This is a genomic window from Legionella drancourtii LLAP12 (genome assembly GCF_000162755.2).
Classification (GTDB): domain Bacteria; phylum Pseudomonadota; class Gammaproteobacteria; order Legionellales; family Legionellaceae; genus Legionella; species Legionella drancourtii.
Window position 1 is genome coordinate 53,854 of sequence record NZ_JH413814.1, and the last position, 14,682, is coordinate 68,535.

The window sequence follows — 14,682 nt, forward strand, 5'->3', positions numbered from 1 at the left end:
CTTATCAAAATAATATGGCTTAGCGATAACAAACTATTATTTTAAATGCATTACATTGATTACCAAAACATAACTCTTGGCTGCCAATGCTCTGAGTTGCACTTACTTGTGTTTCTTTAACAAAATGCTTAGCTTGTATAAAACCCATGCGACTACAAAATGAATTAGCGGCGCGTAAACCACAACCACTGTTTTTGTTATAACACCAATCTACACGATAATGATTAAAACGCGGATCAACAAATCGCTTCTTACGATAATGGTAGGGCTTAGGCGGAGTATGCACCAAATTAGTAGAACAACCGATGGTCATAAAACCATTACAGCGCCATCCCTTACAGCGGGCGTGGCTAGAGATATAATGTGTTAAACCAATGTTGTACGCAATAACATGTTGGCTGGCATGATCATAACCGAGCATTTGACAATAACGGTTAGCAACCGCTTTACCGCATTCTTTGCCATCAACAGTACAATAATCCAGGCGCCCGCCATTATACGTTGGATGCCAAAAATTTCGGAACGCCTTATTTTGCTTATCAGTAGAAGTTGAATGGACTGAAAAAGAACAAAGTAAAACAACACAAACCATTAAGTATCGAAAATTGATCATTAAAACAATCCTTTAGCGATTATAAGCCCATGTTAGCTTATGAGGCAGACAGGTACAAGAGCACAGAGCGGTTAAATAAGGCCATTCACGGCATTTAATGCGACTTAAACCAATTGAATGGGAAGGTGGAATTTAAACAGGGTTATCACTATCAACAAACAAATGTTCTAATTTAAAATAAGAAGCAAGATACTCACCCAAAGCCTGGATACCATAACGCTCAGTAGCATGATGTCCACATGAGTAATAATGAATACCAAGCTCTTTAGCCTGGTAGTACGTACGCTCAGATATTTCACCACTTACATAAGCATCCACCCCCAAGCGATGAGCCTCTTCAATAAAATCTTGAGCCCCACCACTGCACCAGGCAATACGACTGATTGTCTTATCATTACCGGCAATGGCTAAGGGTGCACGCTCCAACTTTTTGTTCAAAAACGCACCCAACTCTGCATGAGTCATGATTTTTGGTAAATGGCCAGACCAAAGTAAATTATCCGTACTGCCTGCACGATGCATTTGGAGCGCATCTACTTCAAATAATTTAGCCAAACAGGCATTGTTTCCCAATTCAGGATGGCAATCTAGCGGTAAATGATAAGCAAAGAGATTAATATCATGACGCAGTAACTTATTAAGGCGTTGACGTTTCATGCCGGTAATTACGGGAGCTTCACCACGCCAAAAATAGCCATGGTGCACCAATAACGCATCGGCCTGCCAAGCAATCGCCTGCCTAATTGCCTCTTCAGAAGCAGTCACTGCCGTGCAAATACGCTGGATGTCATCCTTGCCCTCAACCTGCATACCATTGGGCGCATAATCATTATAACGATCGCAACTCAATAATTGATGCAGGTATGAAGTCAGTTCTTTGTGCGTAATCACCTGTCAGTAACTCGCTTAATATCAGCACCTAATAAAGAAAGTTTCTCTTCGATACGCTCATATCCACGGTCAACATGGTAAATACGCTCAACGGTTGTTTCACCATCAGCAACTAAGCCTGCTAAAATCAAACTTGCTGAAGCACGTAAATCAGTTGCCATAACGGGGGCACCCGTTAATTTTTCAACACCATTGATGATGGCTGTATTCCCATTCAATTGAATTTGTGCGCCCATACGTTGTAATTCTTGTACGTGCATAAAACGATTTTCAAAAATTGTTTCCACAATTGTTGAAGAACCATCAGCTACCGAATTCATTGCCATAAACTGAGCTTGCATGTCAGTGGCAAATGCCGGATAGGGAGCAGTAGAAATATTAACTCCTTGTGGGCGCTTATTGTGCATATTAAGACTAACCCAGTCTTCACCAATGGTTAATTCAGCGCCCGCTTCTTCAAATTTACACAGTTGCGATAATAAGGTGTCAGGACGTACTCGTTTAACCGTGACATGACCACGAGTCAGAGCACCAGCAGCCAGATAAGTACCTGCTTCAATACGGTCAGACATTACTGAGTAAGCACCACCAGATAATGCCTCAACTCCTTCAATTTCGATAATTGAAGTTCCTGCGCCAGAAATTTTGGCACCCATTTGAATTAAGAAATTAGCCAAATCCACTACTTCAGGTTCACGTGCTGCATTTTTGATAACCGTTGTACCTTCAGCCAGAACGGCAGCCATTAAAATGTTCTCTGTACCGGTAACAGTAACTGTATCAAACATGATTCGCTTACCTTGCAAACGACCACGTTTGCAACGCGCATTGATGTAGCCATTTTTAACAGTAATATCAGCGCCCATTGCCTTTAAAGCTTTTAAATGTAAATCAACCGGACGTGTACCAATAGCACAACCACCTGGCAATGATACATCCGCTTTACCAAAGCGCGCTAACATAGGTCCCAATACTAAAATAGAGGCCCGCATTGTTTTAACCAAATCGTAAGGTGCAACAAACTCGTTCACTTGGCAGGCATCAACCTGAACATTCATTTTTTCATCAACAATCAAATGAGCGCCTAACTGACCTAATAACTCCATCATCGTGGTAATGTCTTTAAGATGGGGAACGTTGGATATCGTCACATGGTCACTGGCAAGTAAACTAGCTGCCATAATCGGTAAAGCTGCGTTTTTTGCACCTGAAATAACCACCTCACCATTTAATGCCTTACCGCCGTTAATTAATAATTTATCCATGTTCTCTCCCCCATTCTTCTTTTGTCCACGTCTTCATGCTAATTGCATGAAGCATGCCAGTGGTAATAAACTCTTTAAGTTGTGCGTAAACCCACTGCTGCCGAGCTACTTTAGATTTATCTATAAACACATCACTAACTACGGTCACCTGGTATTGATAACCGTCCCCGTCCACTTTAACGAAAAACACCTCGTCAATGGATCTAAGTTTTTGTTCAACATCTTCATTACTTAACATTAAAATTAGCTCACAAATTCAAATAAATACAATTTTCTACTAATTATGTAGATTGCGCCATAAGGCTGAACGATCCTTCACCAACCTACCGCAAATAGTGACAAAATAACAACTTGGGGAATTATAAAATACTAGGCCCTACACTGCTTCCAAGATATTTTTCACACCACAAAAATCCGCCAAAGACCGGGTCTCTGAGGACATACCGATAATCTCAAAAGTCTTATTATTTTTTTTACACAACTTTCTGGCTTCTATCAGCAATGCCATCCCTGCACTATCACAATGAGTCACGTCGCTTAAATCAAGGCTAAAATGATCATTTGTGTTATCCATTAAGGCTTTATAGAGCTGCGCTCGCACATCAACTGCTGATCTGAAAGTAAGCTCAGCTCCTGGCTTAAAATGAATAGTCTTCACCTTAAGAAGCCTTTTTAATTTGTTTTTGCTGCATTTGTTTAATCAACTCATCAATACTGGAGTTTTGCAATGCTTGGGCAAATTGCGATCGAAAGCTTTGTAATAAACTCACACCTTCAACACTAATATCATAAATTCGCCATTGACCATTTTTATCTACCAGACTATACGTTAATGGAATATTTTGACCTTGTGAGCGTACAATCAAGCTATTCACACGCATAAAACGGGAATTCAACGCTCCTCTTACTGGTAAAAATTGCACTGTTTCATCAGAGTATTGTGCTAAAGGACTAGAATAAGTACGAATAACCAAACGAGTAAAGGCTTGAGAAAATTGCGTTCTTTGTGCTGCTGAAGCCTTATTCCAGGCTTGTCTTCCTAAAACAGAACGTGACATACCGGCGACATCAACAATCGGCAATAAATGTTTTTCTACCGCACCATAAATAATATTGGGATCACTTTTTAAACTGGATTTATTTTCTTTCAGCGTCGAAATGATGTCATTTGCAGTTTGTTCTAACATAGGAACAGGGGAGCCTTGAGCCATCATCGCTGGAGATAAAATCACACCGACAACTAATAAAATTGTTTTTAGTATTCTCATGTCTCACCTTATTTTTTAATATTAAATAATAATTGACCGATTAAATTTTCAAGAATAATTGCTTCTTGCGTTTTTGCAATCACATCGCCATTTTGCAAATAGGGATGCGCTTTATTCTCTTCATCATCAAAACCAGGAACAATACTAATATAATTAGAACCAAGCAAACCTTGAGTTAAAATTCGTGCCGAAGAATCTTCATAAGGTATTTTTTTATCGCTTTGTAAGCGCATGGTTACCTTAGCATTAAGCTCACCAGGTTGTAATTCAATGTGTGTTACCTCACCAATTTTAACCCCAGCCACAGTCACTGGTGCTCGCACTTTTAAACCACCAATATCGGTGAAATCTGCAGTCACATTATAACTCTTAGCAGACATTAAATCAGAAATATTACTGACCTTCATTGCCATGACCAGTAAGGCCAATAAACCAAGCAACATAAATAGGCCAACACTTACATCCACATAACGTTGCTTACTCATTTACCAATCTCCAATCATCATTGCAGTCAACAAAAAATCAAGTCCTAACACAGCAAGCGAAGAATAAACTACTGTTTTGGTCGTCGCTTGACTAATACCTTCTGCGGTAGGCACGCACTCAAAACCCTGGAATACTGCTATCCAGGTCACAACAAAAGCAAAAACTAAACTCTTGATGATACCACTCAGTACATCGATACGAAAATTTACTGCTGCTTGCATGTTGGACCAAAAGCTACCTGCATCAACTCCTAACCAATGCACACCAATGAAATAACCACCCAAAATAGCTACTGCTGAAAAAATTAAGGACAACACCGGCAATGTAATAAAGCCAGCCATAAAACGCGGATAAATAACACGGCCTAAAGGGTCAACACCCATCATATCCATACTGGATAATTGCTCTGTCGTTTTCATCAGACCAATTTCCGCCGTAAGCGCAGATCCTGCCCGGCCAGCAAATAATAAGGCACTGATTACCGGTCCTAATTCTCTGGAAATACTTAAAGCCAATAACTGTCCCAGTTGACTCGAAGCACCAAACTTTTGCAATGTATTATAACCTTGCAGACCCACAACCATACCTATAAATAAAGCAGAAACCACGATGATTAAGCAAGATAATACACCAACAAAATAAATCTGATGACATAATAAAGGCCATAATCTTGAAATATTGGGTCTTCTAAACAGCATAAAAAATAAAAATAGCCCGGAAGTGCCTAAGTCATGTAAAACACGAGTACCGCGATTCCCTAACCGCGTGATGAACTCAAGCATCTAATAGCTCCTCTGTGTAAGGTCTGGCTGGATAATGAAAAGGAACAACACCATCCGCTTCCCCATGCATAAATTGTCTGACCTGAGGTTCTAATGACTGTGTTAATTCTTCAGGAGTCCCCTGCCCGATGATTTTTCCACCAGAAATCAGATAAATGTAATCGGCAATAGAGCACGTTTCCTCGACATCATGAGACACAATAATTGTTGTCGTATGCAATAACTGATTTAGGCGTTTAATCAAACGCACTAAGACACCTAGAGAAATAGGATCTTGTCCGGTGAATGGTTCGTCGTACATCATTAATTCAGGATCTAATGCGATGGTGCGCGCTAAAGCAACGCGTCGTGCCATACCGCCTGAAAGTTGTGCTGGCATTAACCCAGCAGCGCCACGCAATCCTACAGCTTCAAGCTTCATCAAAACAATGTCGCGAATCATAGACTCATTTAATTGCGTATGTTCACGGAGGGGGAACGCAACATTTTCGAATACTGAAAGGTGCGTAAACAAAGCCGAACTTTGAAACAGCAATCCCATATCACGCCGTGCTTCATACAAAGCTTTTCGAGGTAATTGATGTATATTCTGATCATTAACCTGAATAACACCACTATCCGGGGTTAACTGGGCACCAATCAATTGCAACAATGTTGTTTTTCCAGAGCCACTAGGCCCCATAATGGCAGTAATTTTACCCTGCTTTACGACCATATCAATGTCATTGAAAATGCGGCGACTCTCGCGAGTAAAGATTAGATTATTTATTTCAACCCAATTTTCAGGCATACGTTCAAATTCCAATGATGGCCAAAAGTAGAAGTATATACTGGTTCCTAAAAAAAAATGAGGCTTTTAACTCTATTTAATCTAAAAAATTCAATTTCAAAAGCTTGAGCTGTATGTTTTTGCCATAAGTGATCAATAATAAAGCACAAATTGACTCCCCTTTTGCAACGACGAGTCATTGTGTTAGAATGAAAACTAAACAAAAAATACACAGAAAATAACCTATGAATTTTTGTACACTTGGACTTGCCGTTATCGAAACCGAAGCACAAGCGGTCTTTGAATTAACTCAACGCATTGATTCTCGGTTTGAAAAGGCCTGTGAATTATTACTTGCATGCCAAGGGCGTATTGTCGTAACGGGCATGGGCAAATCAGGACATATTGCTAACAAAATAGCGGCGACGCTATCCAGCACGGGCAGTCCCTCATTTTTCATGCATCCAGGTGAGGCCAGTCATGGTGATTTAGGTATGATAACTCGTCAGGATACAGTTATTGCGATTTCAAATTCGGGCAACACTACTGAATTAGTTACCCTACTCCCTTTATTAAAGCGTTTGGAAGTGCCACTCATTACCCTAACCGGTAATACTGAATCAATCCTCGCGCGCGCTGCGGACATTAATTTGGACGTCAGCATTAAACAAGAAGCATGTCCACTTGGCCTGGCACCAACAACCAGTACAACGGTTTCATTGGTAATGGGAGATGCCTTAGCGATAGCCTTATTGCAGGCAAGAGGATTTAGCGAAGAAGATTTTGCTTTATCGCATCCAGGTGGCGCTTTAGGAAAACGCCTCTTACTGCGCGTTGATGAATTATGTCATCAAGGCAACGATCTGCCGTTGATTAGCGAAAATGCCACAGTTAGCGAAGCACTGATTGAAGTAACCAATAAAAAACTTGGAATGACCTGTGTCGTGGATCAAAAAGGTTATCTTGTGGGCGTATATACAGACGGGGATATTCGTCGTACCTTAACACGGCAATGTGATATTAATACAACACAACTTAAAGAGGTTATGACGCGTAGCGCACGGACTATCCACAAAGGAATGCTGGCCGCTGAAGCCGTGGCCATCATGCAAAAACACAGCATCACCTCTTTGATTGTAGCGGATGATAAAAACCACCCTATTGCCGTGCTTCATCTTCATGATTTGTTAAAAGCAGGCGTATTTTAAATGAATAAAATATTAGAGTTGGCAAAAAAAATACAATGCCTCATCTGCGACATGGATGGTGTACTAACTGACGGCCTCTTATACATTGATAACCATTTTAATGAGCTAAAAACCTTTCATATTCATGATGGCGTCGGATTAAAATTACTCATGGCAGCAGGAATTGAAGTAGCCGTCATTACCGGATCACGTAACGCCGTGGTTGATCACCGCATGCAACAATTAGGCATCAAGCATTACTATAAAGACCAATTAGACAAACAAGCAATGTACCGGCAATTGAAAAAAACACTAAACCTTGAAGATGAGCAATTTGCTTACATTGGTGATGACCTTCCTGATGCACCGCTCATACAACAAGTAGGCTTTGGTGTTGCAGTGGCTAATGCCGTACGCCAGATTAAAGAAATTGCCGATTGGCAAACAGAACTTCCAGGTGGTCGTGGGGCAGTACGCGAATTATGCGACCTTATTCTCAGCGCACAGAATAAAATGGACTTGGCAATCACAGGTTACTTAAAACAATGAATGCAGCAAAGCAGGTTATCTGGCTTTTTTTCACGTTAATCACCCTGGCCTGTTCAGGATGGTATTACAGTCACTCATCGCTGATCACGCGATTGGATCGTGAAACCTTAGCCAATTCAGTAGAAATGACCGTTTCTCATTTAAAAGTACGCCAATTTAATACGGATGGTATGTTGGTGAATCTATTAACTACCCCCATAATGCAACATATTCAAAACGGCGACGTGTACCTCTTCCAAAAACCACACATTCTAGTAAGCCAAGAAGAGCAACCGCCATGGGATATACGTTCCAATAATGGCAAATCTGTTGAAGGGGGTAAGCGCATTACCTTTAGCGGAAATGTTATTGTGCATCAAAAACCAGGAAATAAAACGCAAGAAAGTACGTTAAAAACAGAAGAGGTCATTTATTTTCCTAATGAAAAAAAGGCAAGCACTGATCTTCTGGTAACCTACGAGCAACCAGGCAATATCATCCAATCAGAGGGTATGAATGCTTATTTGGATGAAAAAAGAGTGGAATTGCTCCATCAAGCGAGAGGAAGTTATGTTCCCAAAAATGGTTAAGCACATGCTGTATCTTATACTCATTATGCTAACCGGTGCAGCGTATGCCCTGCCTACAGATAAAGAACAAGTGATGCATGTCATGGCTGACTCCGCTGATTTAAGTCAACAAGATCATAAAGGAACTTATGTGGGCAATGTTGAACTAATCCAAGGTACCACCAATTTACGCGCGGCCAAAGCAATTACGCAAGGGGATGATAAGAACCAGCTCGTCTTAGCTATAGCCAATGGCAACAAAGAAAAACAAGCACATTATTGGGCCATTACCGATCCCAAGAAGCCTCCTTTTCATGCCTATGCAGATACCATCCGTTATTATCCCCTACGCCATTTGATTGAATTGATTGGCAATGCTCGTGTAGAACAAGGTGATAACTCATTTAGCGCCGCTAAAATAACTTATGACACCATAAAACAGCATGTCCTGTCTCAAGGAGATAGGAAACAAAGAATAACTATTATTTATCACCCTGAAAAGAAACCAACATGAGTTTATTAGAAGCACGAAACCTAAAAAAATCATTTAAATCACGAACCGTAGTGAATGGTGTTAGTATTCATATTAATAAAGGCGAATGCGTTGGTTTATTAGGACCTAATGGAGCAGGTAAAACGACTTGTTTTTACATGATCGTCGGCCTGCAATCATGCGACAAAGGACAAATTTTTTTGGATGGGCAAGACATAACGCTCAATGCCATGCATCAACGTGCACGTTTAGGCATCAGTTATCTCCCCCAAGAAGCCTCTGTCTTTCGTAAACTGACTGTTGCTGAAAATATCATGGCTATTTTGGAATTACGTCCTGATTTAAATGAACAGGCACGCCAGGAAAAGTTGGATTTATTACTGCAGGAATTTCATATTACGCACATCAGTAATAGCTTGGGGATGGCATTATCTGGAGGCGAGCGGCGGCGTGTTGAAATTGCCCGGGCCTTGGCTATTGAACCCTCATTCATTCTTTTGGACGAACCTTTTGCAGGGGGTAGATCCCATCTCGGTTATTGACATCAAAAAAATTATTCAGCATTTATGCAATAAAGGCATTGGCGTTTTAATTACTGACCATAATGTTCGTGAAACATTGGATATTTGTGAACGTGCATATATTGTGAGCCAGGGAAAAATCTTGTGCGAAGGTACGCCGGATGTAATCCTTGCGAACCAACAAGTGAGGGCTGTTTACTTGGGTGACGATTTTACTTTGTAAGTTATGGAACTATGCTGCTCATCATTGACAATTATGATTCATTTACCTATAACCTGGTACAATATTTTCAATGCTTACAACAAGAAGTAGTTGTCTATACCCATGATCAAATCAGTTTAGCGCAAATTAAAAAACTAGCCCCTGCGTATCTGGTCATTTCACCAGGACCTAAAGCACCAGATGATGCCGGTATTTCCATGGCGGCAATCCGTGCGTTTTATCAAACCATTCCTATATTAGGCATTTGTCTTGGGCATCAATGCCTCGCTCAAGTATTTGGCGGCCAGATTATTTCCGCACCAGAAATCATGCATGGAAAAACATCAGTGCTCCAACATAACCAGCAAGGCTTATTTCAAAATATTCCAAATCCATTTCAAGCGGCGCGCTACCATTCCCTTGCCGTTGACCAATCCAGCTTACCTGACTGTTTTTCTATTGATGCCTGGGTAGATGATACAATTATGGCAATTTCGCATCGTCAATATCCGGTTTTTGGTCTACAATTCCATCCAGAAGCTATTTTGAGTCAATACGGTCACCAATTATTAGAGAATTTCTTACGCTATGAAACCCAATCTTCTATTTGAACATCTACTTGCCAAACGCGATTTGAATTCAGAGCAAATGCAACAAGTAATTCATGCATGCATGTCAGGCCAATATAATGACCTGCAAATTGCCACTTTTTTAGCATTAATGCGGATGAAAGGCGAAACAGCCAATGAATTAACCGCCGCCGCGCAAGTGATGCAACAATTGGCGCATTCTATCGATTTGGGAACTAATTTAATTGATATCGTAGGTACTGGAGGTGATGGTAAAAATACCTTTAATGTCTCCACTGCATGCAGCTTTGTAGTTGCCGCTGCAGGAATTTCGGTGGCGAAACATGGTAATCGCTCCGTCTCCAGCTGCAGTGGCAGTGCCGATTTATTAGAGCAGGCTGGCTTTGTGCTTAATTTGTCAGATCATCACATGCAGATCTGCCTACAAAAATGTAATTTAGCGTTTTTGTTTGCACCCAGCTATCATCCAGCCATGCGACATGTACGTACAGCACGCCAACAACTCGGCATTAGAACCTTATTTAATTTGCTTGGCCCGCTAATTAATCCTGCTCGAGTAAAAAAACAAGTCGTCGGTGTCTTCTCAACGACTTGGCAGAAACCGTTGGCCTCGGTACTTGCTAATTTAGGCAGTGAACACACTTTAGTCGTTAGTTCTCAGGATGGCTTGGATGAAATCAGTATTGCCGCACCAACACACGTAATTGAATATCAACAAGGTCAATTTACTGAATGGATAATTAACCCAGCAGATTACAACATGCATCATCATTCTTTAGACGAAATTATTGTTGACTCGCCGAGCCAAAGTTTAGCAATGATTCAATCCGTATTTTCGGGAAAACCAAGTGCTGCGCGTGATATGGTACTTCTTAATTCGGCAGCGGCAATTTATTGTACCCATGAAAATATCTCATTCACCCAAGCCTTAGAACAAGCTAAAACAGCTATAGACAGCGGCAAAACAAGCGAATGTTTTAACCAGCTCCGTCAATTAACCCAAAATTTACCCAGGGTCACATCATGAATAGTGTATTACAACGCATCGCCCAACATAAATTAGAAGAAGTAGCCTTAGCGAAGAAAACAAACCCGTTAAACTCATTGCCACAACCACATTTGGAACGACGCGACTTTATTACAGCGTTACGTGCCAATACAACTCCGGCCATTATTGCAGAAATTAAGCGTGCCTCCCCTAGCAAAGGATTAATCAGAGAAGATTTTGATGTGGCACAAATCGCAGCAATCTATGCTCAACATGGTGCACGTTGTTTGTCAGTACTAACGGATATTAAATTTTTTCAAGGTCACCCTGATTATGTAGCACAGGCTAAAACACACTCCCATTTACCCGTACTACGTAAAGATTTTATTCTTGACCCCTACCAAATTCATGAAAGCTTATCTTTAGGCGCCGATTGCATTTTATTAATTGTCGCCCTATTAGACGATGCACAATTAGCAGATTACTGTCAGTTAGCACAGGAACTCCAGATGGCAGTTCTGGTAGAAAGCCATACCCGAGAAGAATTAGAACGCGCCTTACACTTACCTACGCCTTTAATTGGAATTAACAACCGCAGCCTACATACCTTCAAGACAGACATTCAGCTTAGCATTGAATTAAAAGAATCTATTCCCAATGATCGTCTGGTAATTGCTGAAAGCGGGATTAATACGTATGCCGATGTGGTATTAATGCAATCCCATGGCATTAACACCTTTCTTATTGGCGAAAGTTTGATGCGTGCAAACGACATAGGTAATGTTTTAGACAATCTGATCAAAAGTCATGATTAATTATTGGACTCGCTAAATGGTGCATTACTTTTTTGAATGCTATTCGTTTACACAAACCCGTAGATTAGTCGTTTACCCCATTAGCCATCAAGCTAAGGGAAAAACGGCTTTTTAATACCCCCCAAACTGTTTGGGTTAAGTGCCATCTCGAAGCTTGTGTCAAAACCAGCAAAACTTCGCGACTGCGCTAAAGCGCTTCCTCAGCCTGAACGGATCAAGGATAAACAAGATCACTCCTGTCTCCCGTTGCAGGAGTAAGGAAGTTTTCGGCTTAGCTTAACCGCCATGAGACATTTGACCCAACCTACACATTCTAATGAACCGTACCCATTAATCTAAATCAGGTTCCGGTGTTTCTATTGGTTCAGGTTCTGGAATAGCAGGATCATTAGGCTCTAGTGGCTCTGGATTTTCTGGGTACTCATCAGGAACATCTGGAAACTCATTAGGCTCAGGTATTTCACTGTCATTGTTCAAAATAATCTCCCATATTTGCACCCTCACATAAAGTATAGCAAAATCAGGTTCCATCACATACAGATATGAAGATACAATAAGCATTTAACTCAAGGATAAACATAGATGAAAGTAGCTGTAATCACCGGTGCGGCAAATGGTATAGGCTTGGCTTTAAGCCAAGTTCATTTACGACGAGGCATCACAGTAGTCATGGTTGATAAAGACAGCAACAAGCTTCTTCACGAGGCGGAACGATTAAAAACAGAATTTCCAGAAAAAATTATCGCCATTTCCTGTGATGTAACGAATAAACATGAAGTAACACAACTGGCACAACAAACACAAAATGAATTAGGCCGTGTCGATTGGCTCTATAATAATGCCGGTATTATTGGCCAATTAGCGCCAGTTTGGGATTTAAATCCCGAATACGTACAACAAGTAATGAATGTAAATTTGCATGGCATGCTGCACATCATTCAAGCCTTTACCCCTTTTTTATTTAAACAAAATATTCAATCGCATATTATCAACATGGCAAGTTTATATGCATTATGCGCAAGCTCACAAACGGCGCCCTACTCCATGTCCAAACATGCCGTACTCGCCTTATCAGAGTCCTTATATTTTGATTTAACACGATTAAATAAACCGGTTGACGTTTCCGTTGTCTTTCCTTCATTTACCGATACGGGATTACTCGCCAATAATACCGAAGGAAATTCATCCTTTCATGATGCATTGCAATCCTTACTATCTCACTCGCGTCCAGCCATGGATATAGCCGAATACATCGTGCAAGAAGTGGAACAAAAGAAATTTTACATTTTTCCAGATAAAGAAGTTAAGGGCTATTGTGAAGAACGAACGCAGGCGCTTTTATTACAAGAAAATCCACATGTTACTAATGTAGAAAAATTAATGAGTGCCTTGATAAGGCGTCAAAAATCACGAACCGACTCCTAATAAGTAACGGTTGCTGTAATTATAATATTACATTTTACGGTGCTGGAAGAGTGCTATATAATTATCGAATAAGTGATAAAAGATCTAAATGATAGGAGTCCTAGACGGTAGGTGCTCCTGCCAGAAAAATGGATTTACTTATAAAATTTGTGGCTTGAGTTTATGGCTTATTCCTGTATGAGACGACTATTTGTCCTTTTATAGGATAAAATCTTTTTATCTAGTTTCGCCTCGCTCTATAGCTATAGAAACCCATGCGTTTTAAAGCAAAGAGAAAGCTTTAGTATGACTTAAAGGCTAATGATGGATCAAATACACAAATTACAACAAAGCAACTTAAAAATTTTAACGTTGATACGGTTAGGTTTTAATCTGCTTAACGAACGCGATCCGTTACAAATGCTTAAGCTATTTAGCCATACAACATGTAGACTCATGCAGGCTAAAAGCATGACCGTAGGGATTATTGAGGATAGCGAACACTTATCAGGAAAATTTCACACAACAACCATAAAAAACGAACAAATAGATTCGCACCATAGCAATACCTGTTTGCTAAATGATGCCATATTACGCCCGTTATACTACGGCCAAAACATTTTGCATTATTCTAAATTAAGCTCATCTCTACTAAACGATAATAATCAAATGAACACCTTTTCAAATAGCTCCTTTTTAGGAGTACCAATTCGCTCATCAACCCAAACACATGGAGTAATTTATTTTATTGGTAAGCACAATGAATCTGAGTTTAACGAAGAAGATAGGTATATCGCTGAAATTATGGCCGCTGAATTAGCGCTACTTTATGAAAATATTAAAGTGCATGATACTCTTCAACAGTATATATACAAACTGCAACTTGAGATTATCGATCTTAAAGATATTGAAATCGATTTGCGCTATAAAGAAGAACGCATTAAATTAGCTTTAGAAGTAGATCAAATGAAATTAGCGCAAATTGCCTGCATTAACTCTATGGGAGAAATAACTTCCACTCTAGCACATGAACTAAATCAACCACTAACAGTTATCAATGCATATATTTGTGGATGTCTTCGGAGAATAGAAAACGGGGCTCAAGAAATAACACCGATCATCGAAGCTATGATAAAGGTCAAACAGAATGCAGAACTTGCCGAAGAAACGCTCCATCGTATGAAAGAATTCGTTCACAAAGGTAAATTGCAATATGATACTTTAAATATTAAAGTCTGTTGACATCAATGCGAATAAAATTCGTATTATCCAAGTGTTATTAAATACTATTCATAAGTGTTAACGGCGGCA

At 40.2% G+C, this 14,682-nt stretch carries 19 protein-coding genes and 1 pseudogene; 10 read left to right on the top strand and 10 right to left on the bottom strand.

Annotation, left to right across the window (positions count from 1 at the left end):
- Positions 1-19: 19 nt before the first annotated feature.
- The 9 genes from LDG_RS06700 to LDG_RS06740 form a co-directional block, all read right to left on the bottom strand.
- The gene (locus tag LDG_RS06700) at positions 20-613 is read right to left on the bottom strand and encodes a hypothetical protein (protein ID WP_006870468.1); all 594 of its coding nucleotides are present in this window, start codon (positions 611-613) and stop codon (positions 20-22) included.
- 132 nt (positions 614-745) lie between these two features.
- Complete coding sequence (locus tag LDG_RS06705) at positions 746-1,504, bottom strand: Nif3-like dinuclear metal center hexameric protein (protein ID WP_006870469.1); 759 nt, start codon at positions 1,502-1,504, stop codon at positions 746-748.
- Positions 1,501-2,769: a UDP-N-acetylglucosamine 1-carboxyvinyltransferase gene (gene murA, locus LDG_RS06710; RefSeq protein ID WP_006870470.1), complete on the bottom strand. Its 1,269-nt coding sequence runs from the start codon at positions 2,767-2,769 to the stop codon at positions 1,501-1,503. Before murA ends, LDG_RS06705 begins: the two co-directional genes overlap by 4 nt.
- Positions 2,762-3,007, bottom strand: a complete 246-nt coding sequence (locus LDG_RS06715) for a BolA family protein (RefSeq protein WP_006870471.1) — start codon at positions 3,005-3,007, stop codon at positions 2,762-2,764. The genes murA and LDG_RS06715 overlap by 8 nt, the downstream gene beginning before the upstream one ends.
- 138 nt (positions 3,008-3,145) lie before the next feature.
- Entirely contained in the window at positions 3,146-3,427 is a 282-nt protein-coding gene (locus LDG_RS06720; RefSeq protein WP_006870472.1) for an STAS domain-containing protein, read from the bottom strand.
- Position 3,428: 1 nt separating this feature from the next.
- Entirely contained in the window at positions 3,429-4,037 is a 609-nt protein-coding gene (locus LDG_RS06725) for an MlaC/ttg2D family ABC transporter substrate-binding protein (protein ID WP_006870473.1), read from the bottom strand.
- A gap of 8 nt (positions 4,038-4,045) precedes the next feature.
- A complete protein-coding gene (gene mlaD, locus LDG_RS06730) occupies positions 4,046-4,522 on the bottom strand; it encodes an outer membrane lipid asymmetry maintenance protein MlaD (protein WP_006870474.1) in 477 nt (158 codons plus the stop codon).
- A complete protein-coding gene (gene mlaE / locus LDG_RS06735) occupies positions 4,523-5,305 on the bottom strand; it encodes a lipid asymmetry maintenance ABC transporter permease subunit MlaE (protein WP_006870475.1) in 783 nt (260 codons plus the stop codon).
- Positions 5,298-6,095 (bottom strand): ATP-binding cassette domain-containing protein, encoded by a 798-nt coding sequence (locus LDG_RS06740; protein WP_006870476.1) that lies wholly within the window; start codon positions 6,093-6,095, stop codon positions 5,298-5,300. Before LDG_RS06740 ends, mlaE begins: the two co-directional genes overlap by 8 nt.
- Positions 6,096-6,319: 224 nt before the next feature.
- On the opposite strand from LDG_RS06740, the gene LDG_RS06745 reads away from it, so the two are divergent.
- From LDG_RS06745 to trpC, 8 genes and pseudogenes are all read left to right on the top strand, one after another.
- Positions 6,320-7,282, top strand: coding sequence for a KpsF/GutQ family sugar-phosphate isomerase (locus tag LDG_RS06745; RefSeq protein WP_006870478.1), 963 nt, complete (start codon positions 6,320-6,322; stop codon positions 7,280-7,282).
- Positions 7,283-7,810: a KdsC family phosphatase gene (locus tag LDG_RS06750; protein WP_006870479.1), complete on the top strand. Its 528-nt coding sequence runs from the start codon at positions 7,283-7,285 to the stop codon at positions 7,808-7,810.
- Entirely contained in the window at positions 7,807-8,379 is a 573-nt protein-coding gene (gene lptC, locus LDG_RS06755; RefSeq protein WP_006870480.1) for an LPS export ABC transporter periplasmic protein LptC, read from the top strand. Before LDG_RS06750 ends, lptC begins: the two co-directional genes overlap by 4 nt.
- A 4-nt stretch (positions 8,380-8,383) precedes the next feature.
- Positions 8,384-8,872, top strand: coding sequence for a lipopolysaccharide transport periplasmic protein LptA (gene lptA / locus LDG_RS06760; RefSeq protein ID WP_407635267.1), 489 nt, complete (start codon positions 8,384-8,386; stop codon positions 8,870-8,872).
- Positions 8,869-9,595, top strand: a pseudogene (lptB, locus tag LDG_RS06765) (LPS export ABC transporter ATP-binding protein). Before lptA ends, lptB begins: the two are co-directional and overlap by 4 nt.
- Before the next feature lie 11 nt (positions 9,596-9,606).
- Positions 9,607-10,185 (top strand): aminodeoxychorismate/anthranilate synthase component II, encoded by a 579-nt coding sequence (locus tag LDG_RS06770; protein WP_006870484.1) that lies wholly within the window; start codon positions 9,607-9,609, stop codon positions 10,183-10,185.
- Positions 10,163-11,191 carry an anthranilate phosphoribosyltransferase gene (trpD, locus tag LDG_RS06775; RefSeq protein ID WP_006870485.1) on the top strand — a complete coding sequence of 343 codons (1,029 nt, stop codon included), beginning with the start codon at positions 10,163-10,165 and terminating at the stop codon, positions 11,189-11,191. The genes LDG_RS06770 and trpD overlap by 23 nt, the downstream gene beginning before the upstream one ends.
- The gene (gene trpC, locus LDG_RS06780; RefSeq protein ID WP_006870486.1) at positions 11,188-11,967 is read left to right on the top strand and encodes an indole-3-glycerol phosphate synthase TrpC; all 780 of its coding nucleotides are present in this window, start codon (positions 11,188-11,190) and stop codon (positions 11,965-11,967) included. Before trpD ends, trpC begins: the two co-directional genes overlap by 4 nt.
- Positions 11,968-12,297: 330 nt before the next feature.
- On the opposite strand, the gene LDG_RS19830 is transcribed toward trpC, so the two are convergent.
- On the bottom strand, positions 12,298-12,444 hold the full coding sequence (locus LDG_RS19830) for a hypothetical protein (protein WP_006870487.1): 147 nt from the start codon (positions 12,442-12,444) through the stop codon (positions 12,298-12,300).
- A 105-nt stretch (positions 12,445-12,549) separates the two neighbouring features.
- Here LDG_RS19830 and LDG_RS06790 point away from each other — a divergent pair, with 105 nt between their 5' ends.
- Both LDG_RS06790 and LDG_RS06795 read left to right on the top strand, forming a co-directional pair.
- Entirely contained in the window at positions 12,550-13,392 is an 843-nt protein-coding gene (locus LDG_RS06790; protein ID WP_006870488.1) for an SDR family NAD(P)-dependent oxidoreductase, read from the top strand.
- 300 nt (positions 13,393-13,692) lie between these two features.
- Complete coding sequence (locus LDG_RS06795; RefSeq protein ID WP_148263529.1) at positions 13,693-14,613, top strand: GAF domain-containing protein; 921 nt, start codon at positions 13,693-13,695, stop codon at positions 14,611-14,613.
- The last annotated feature ends 69 nt before the right edge of the window (positions 14,614-14,682 follow it).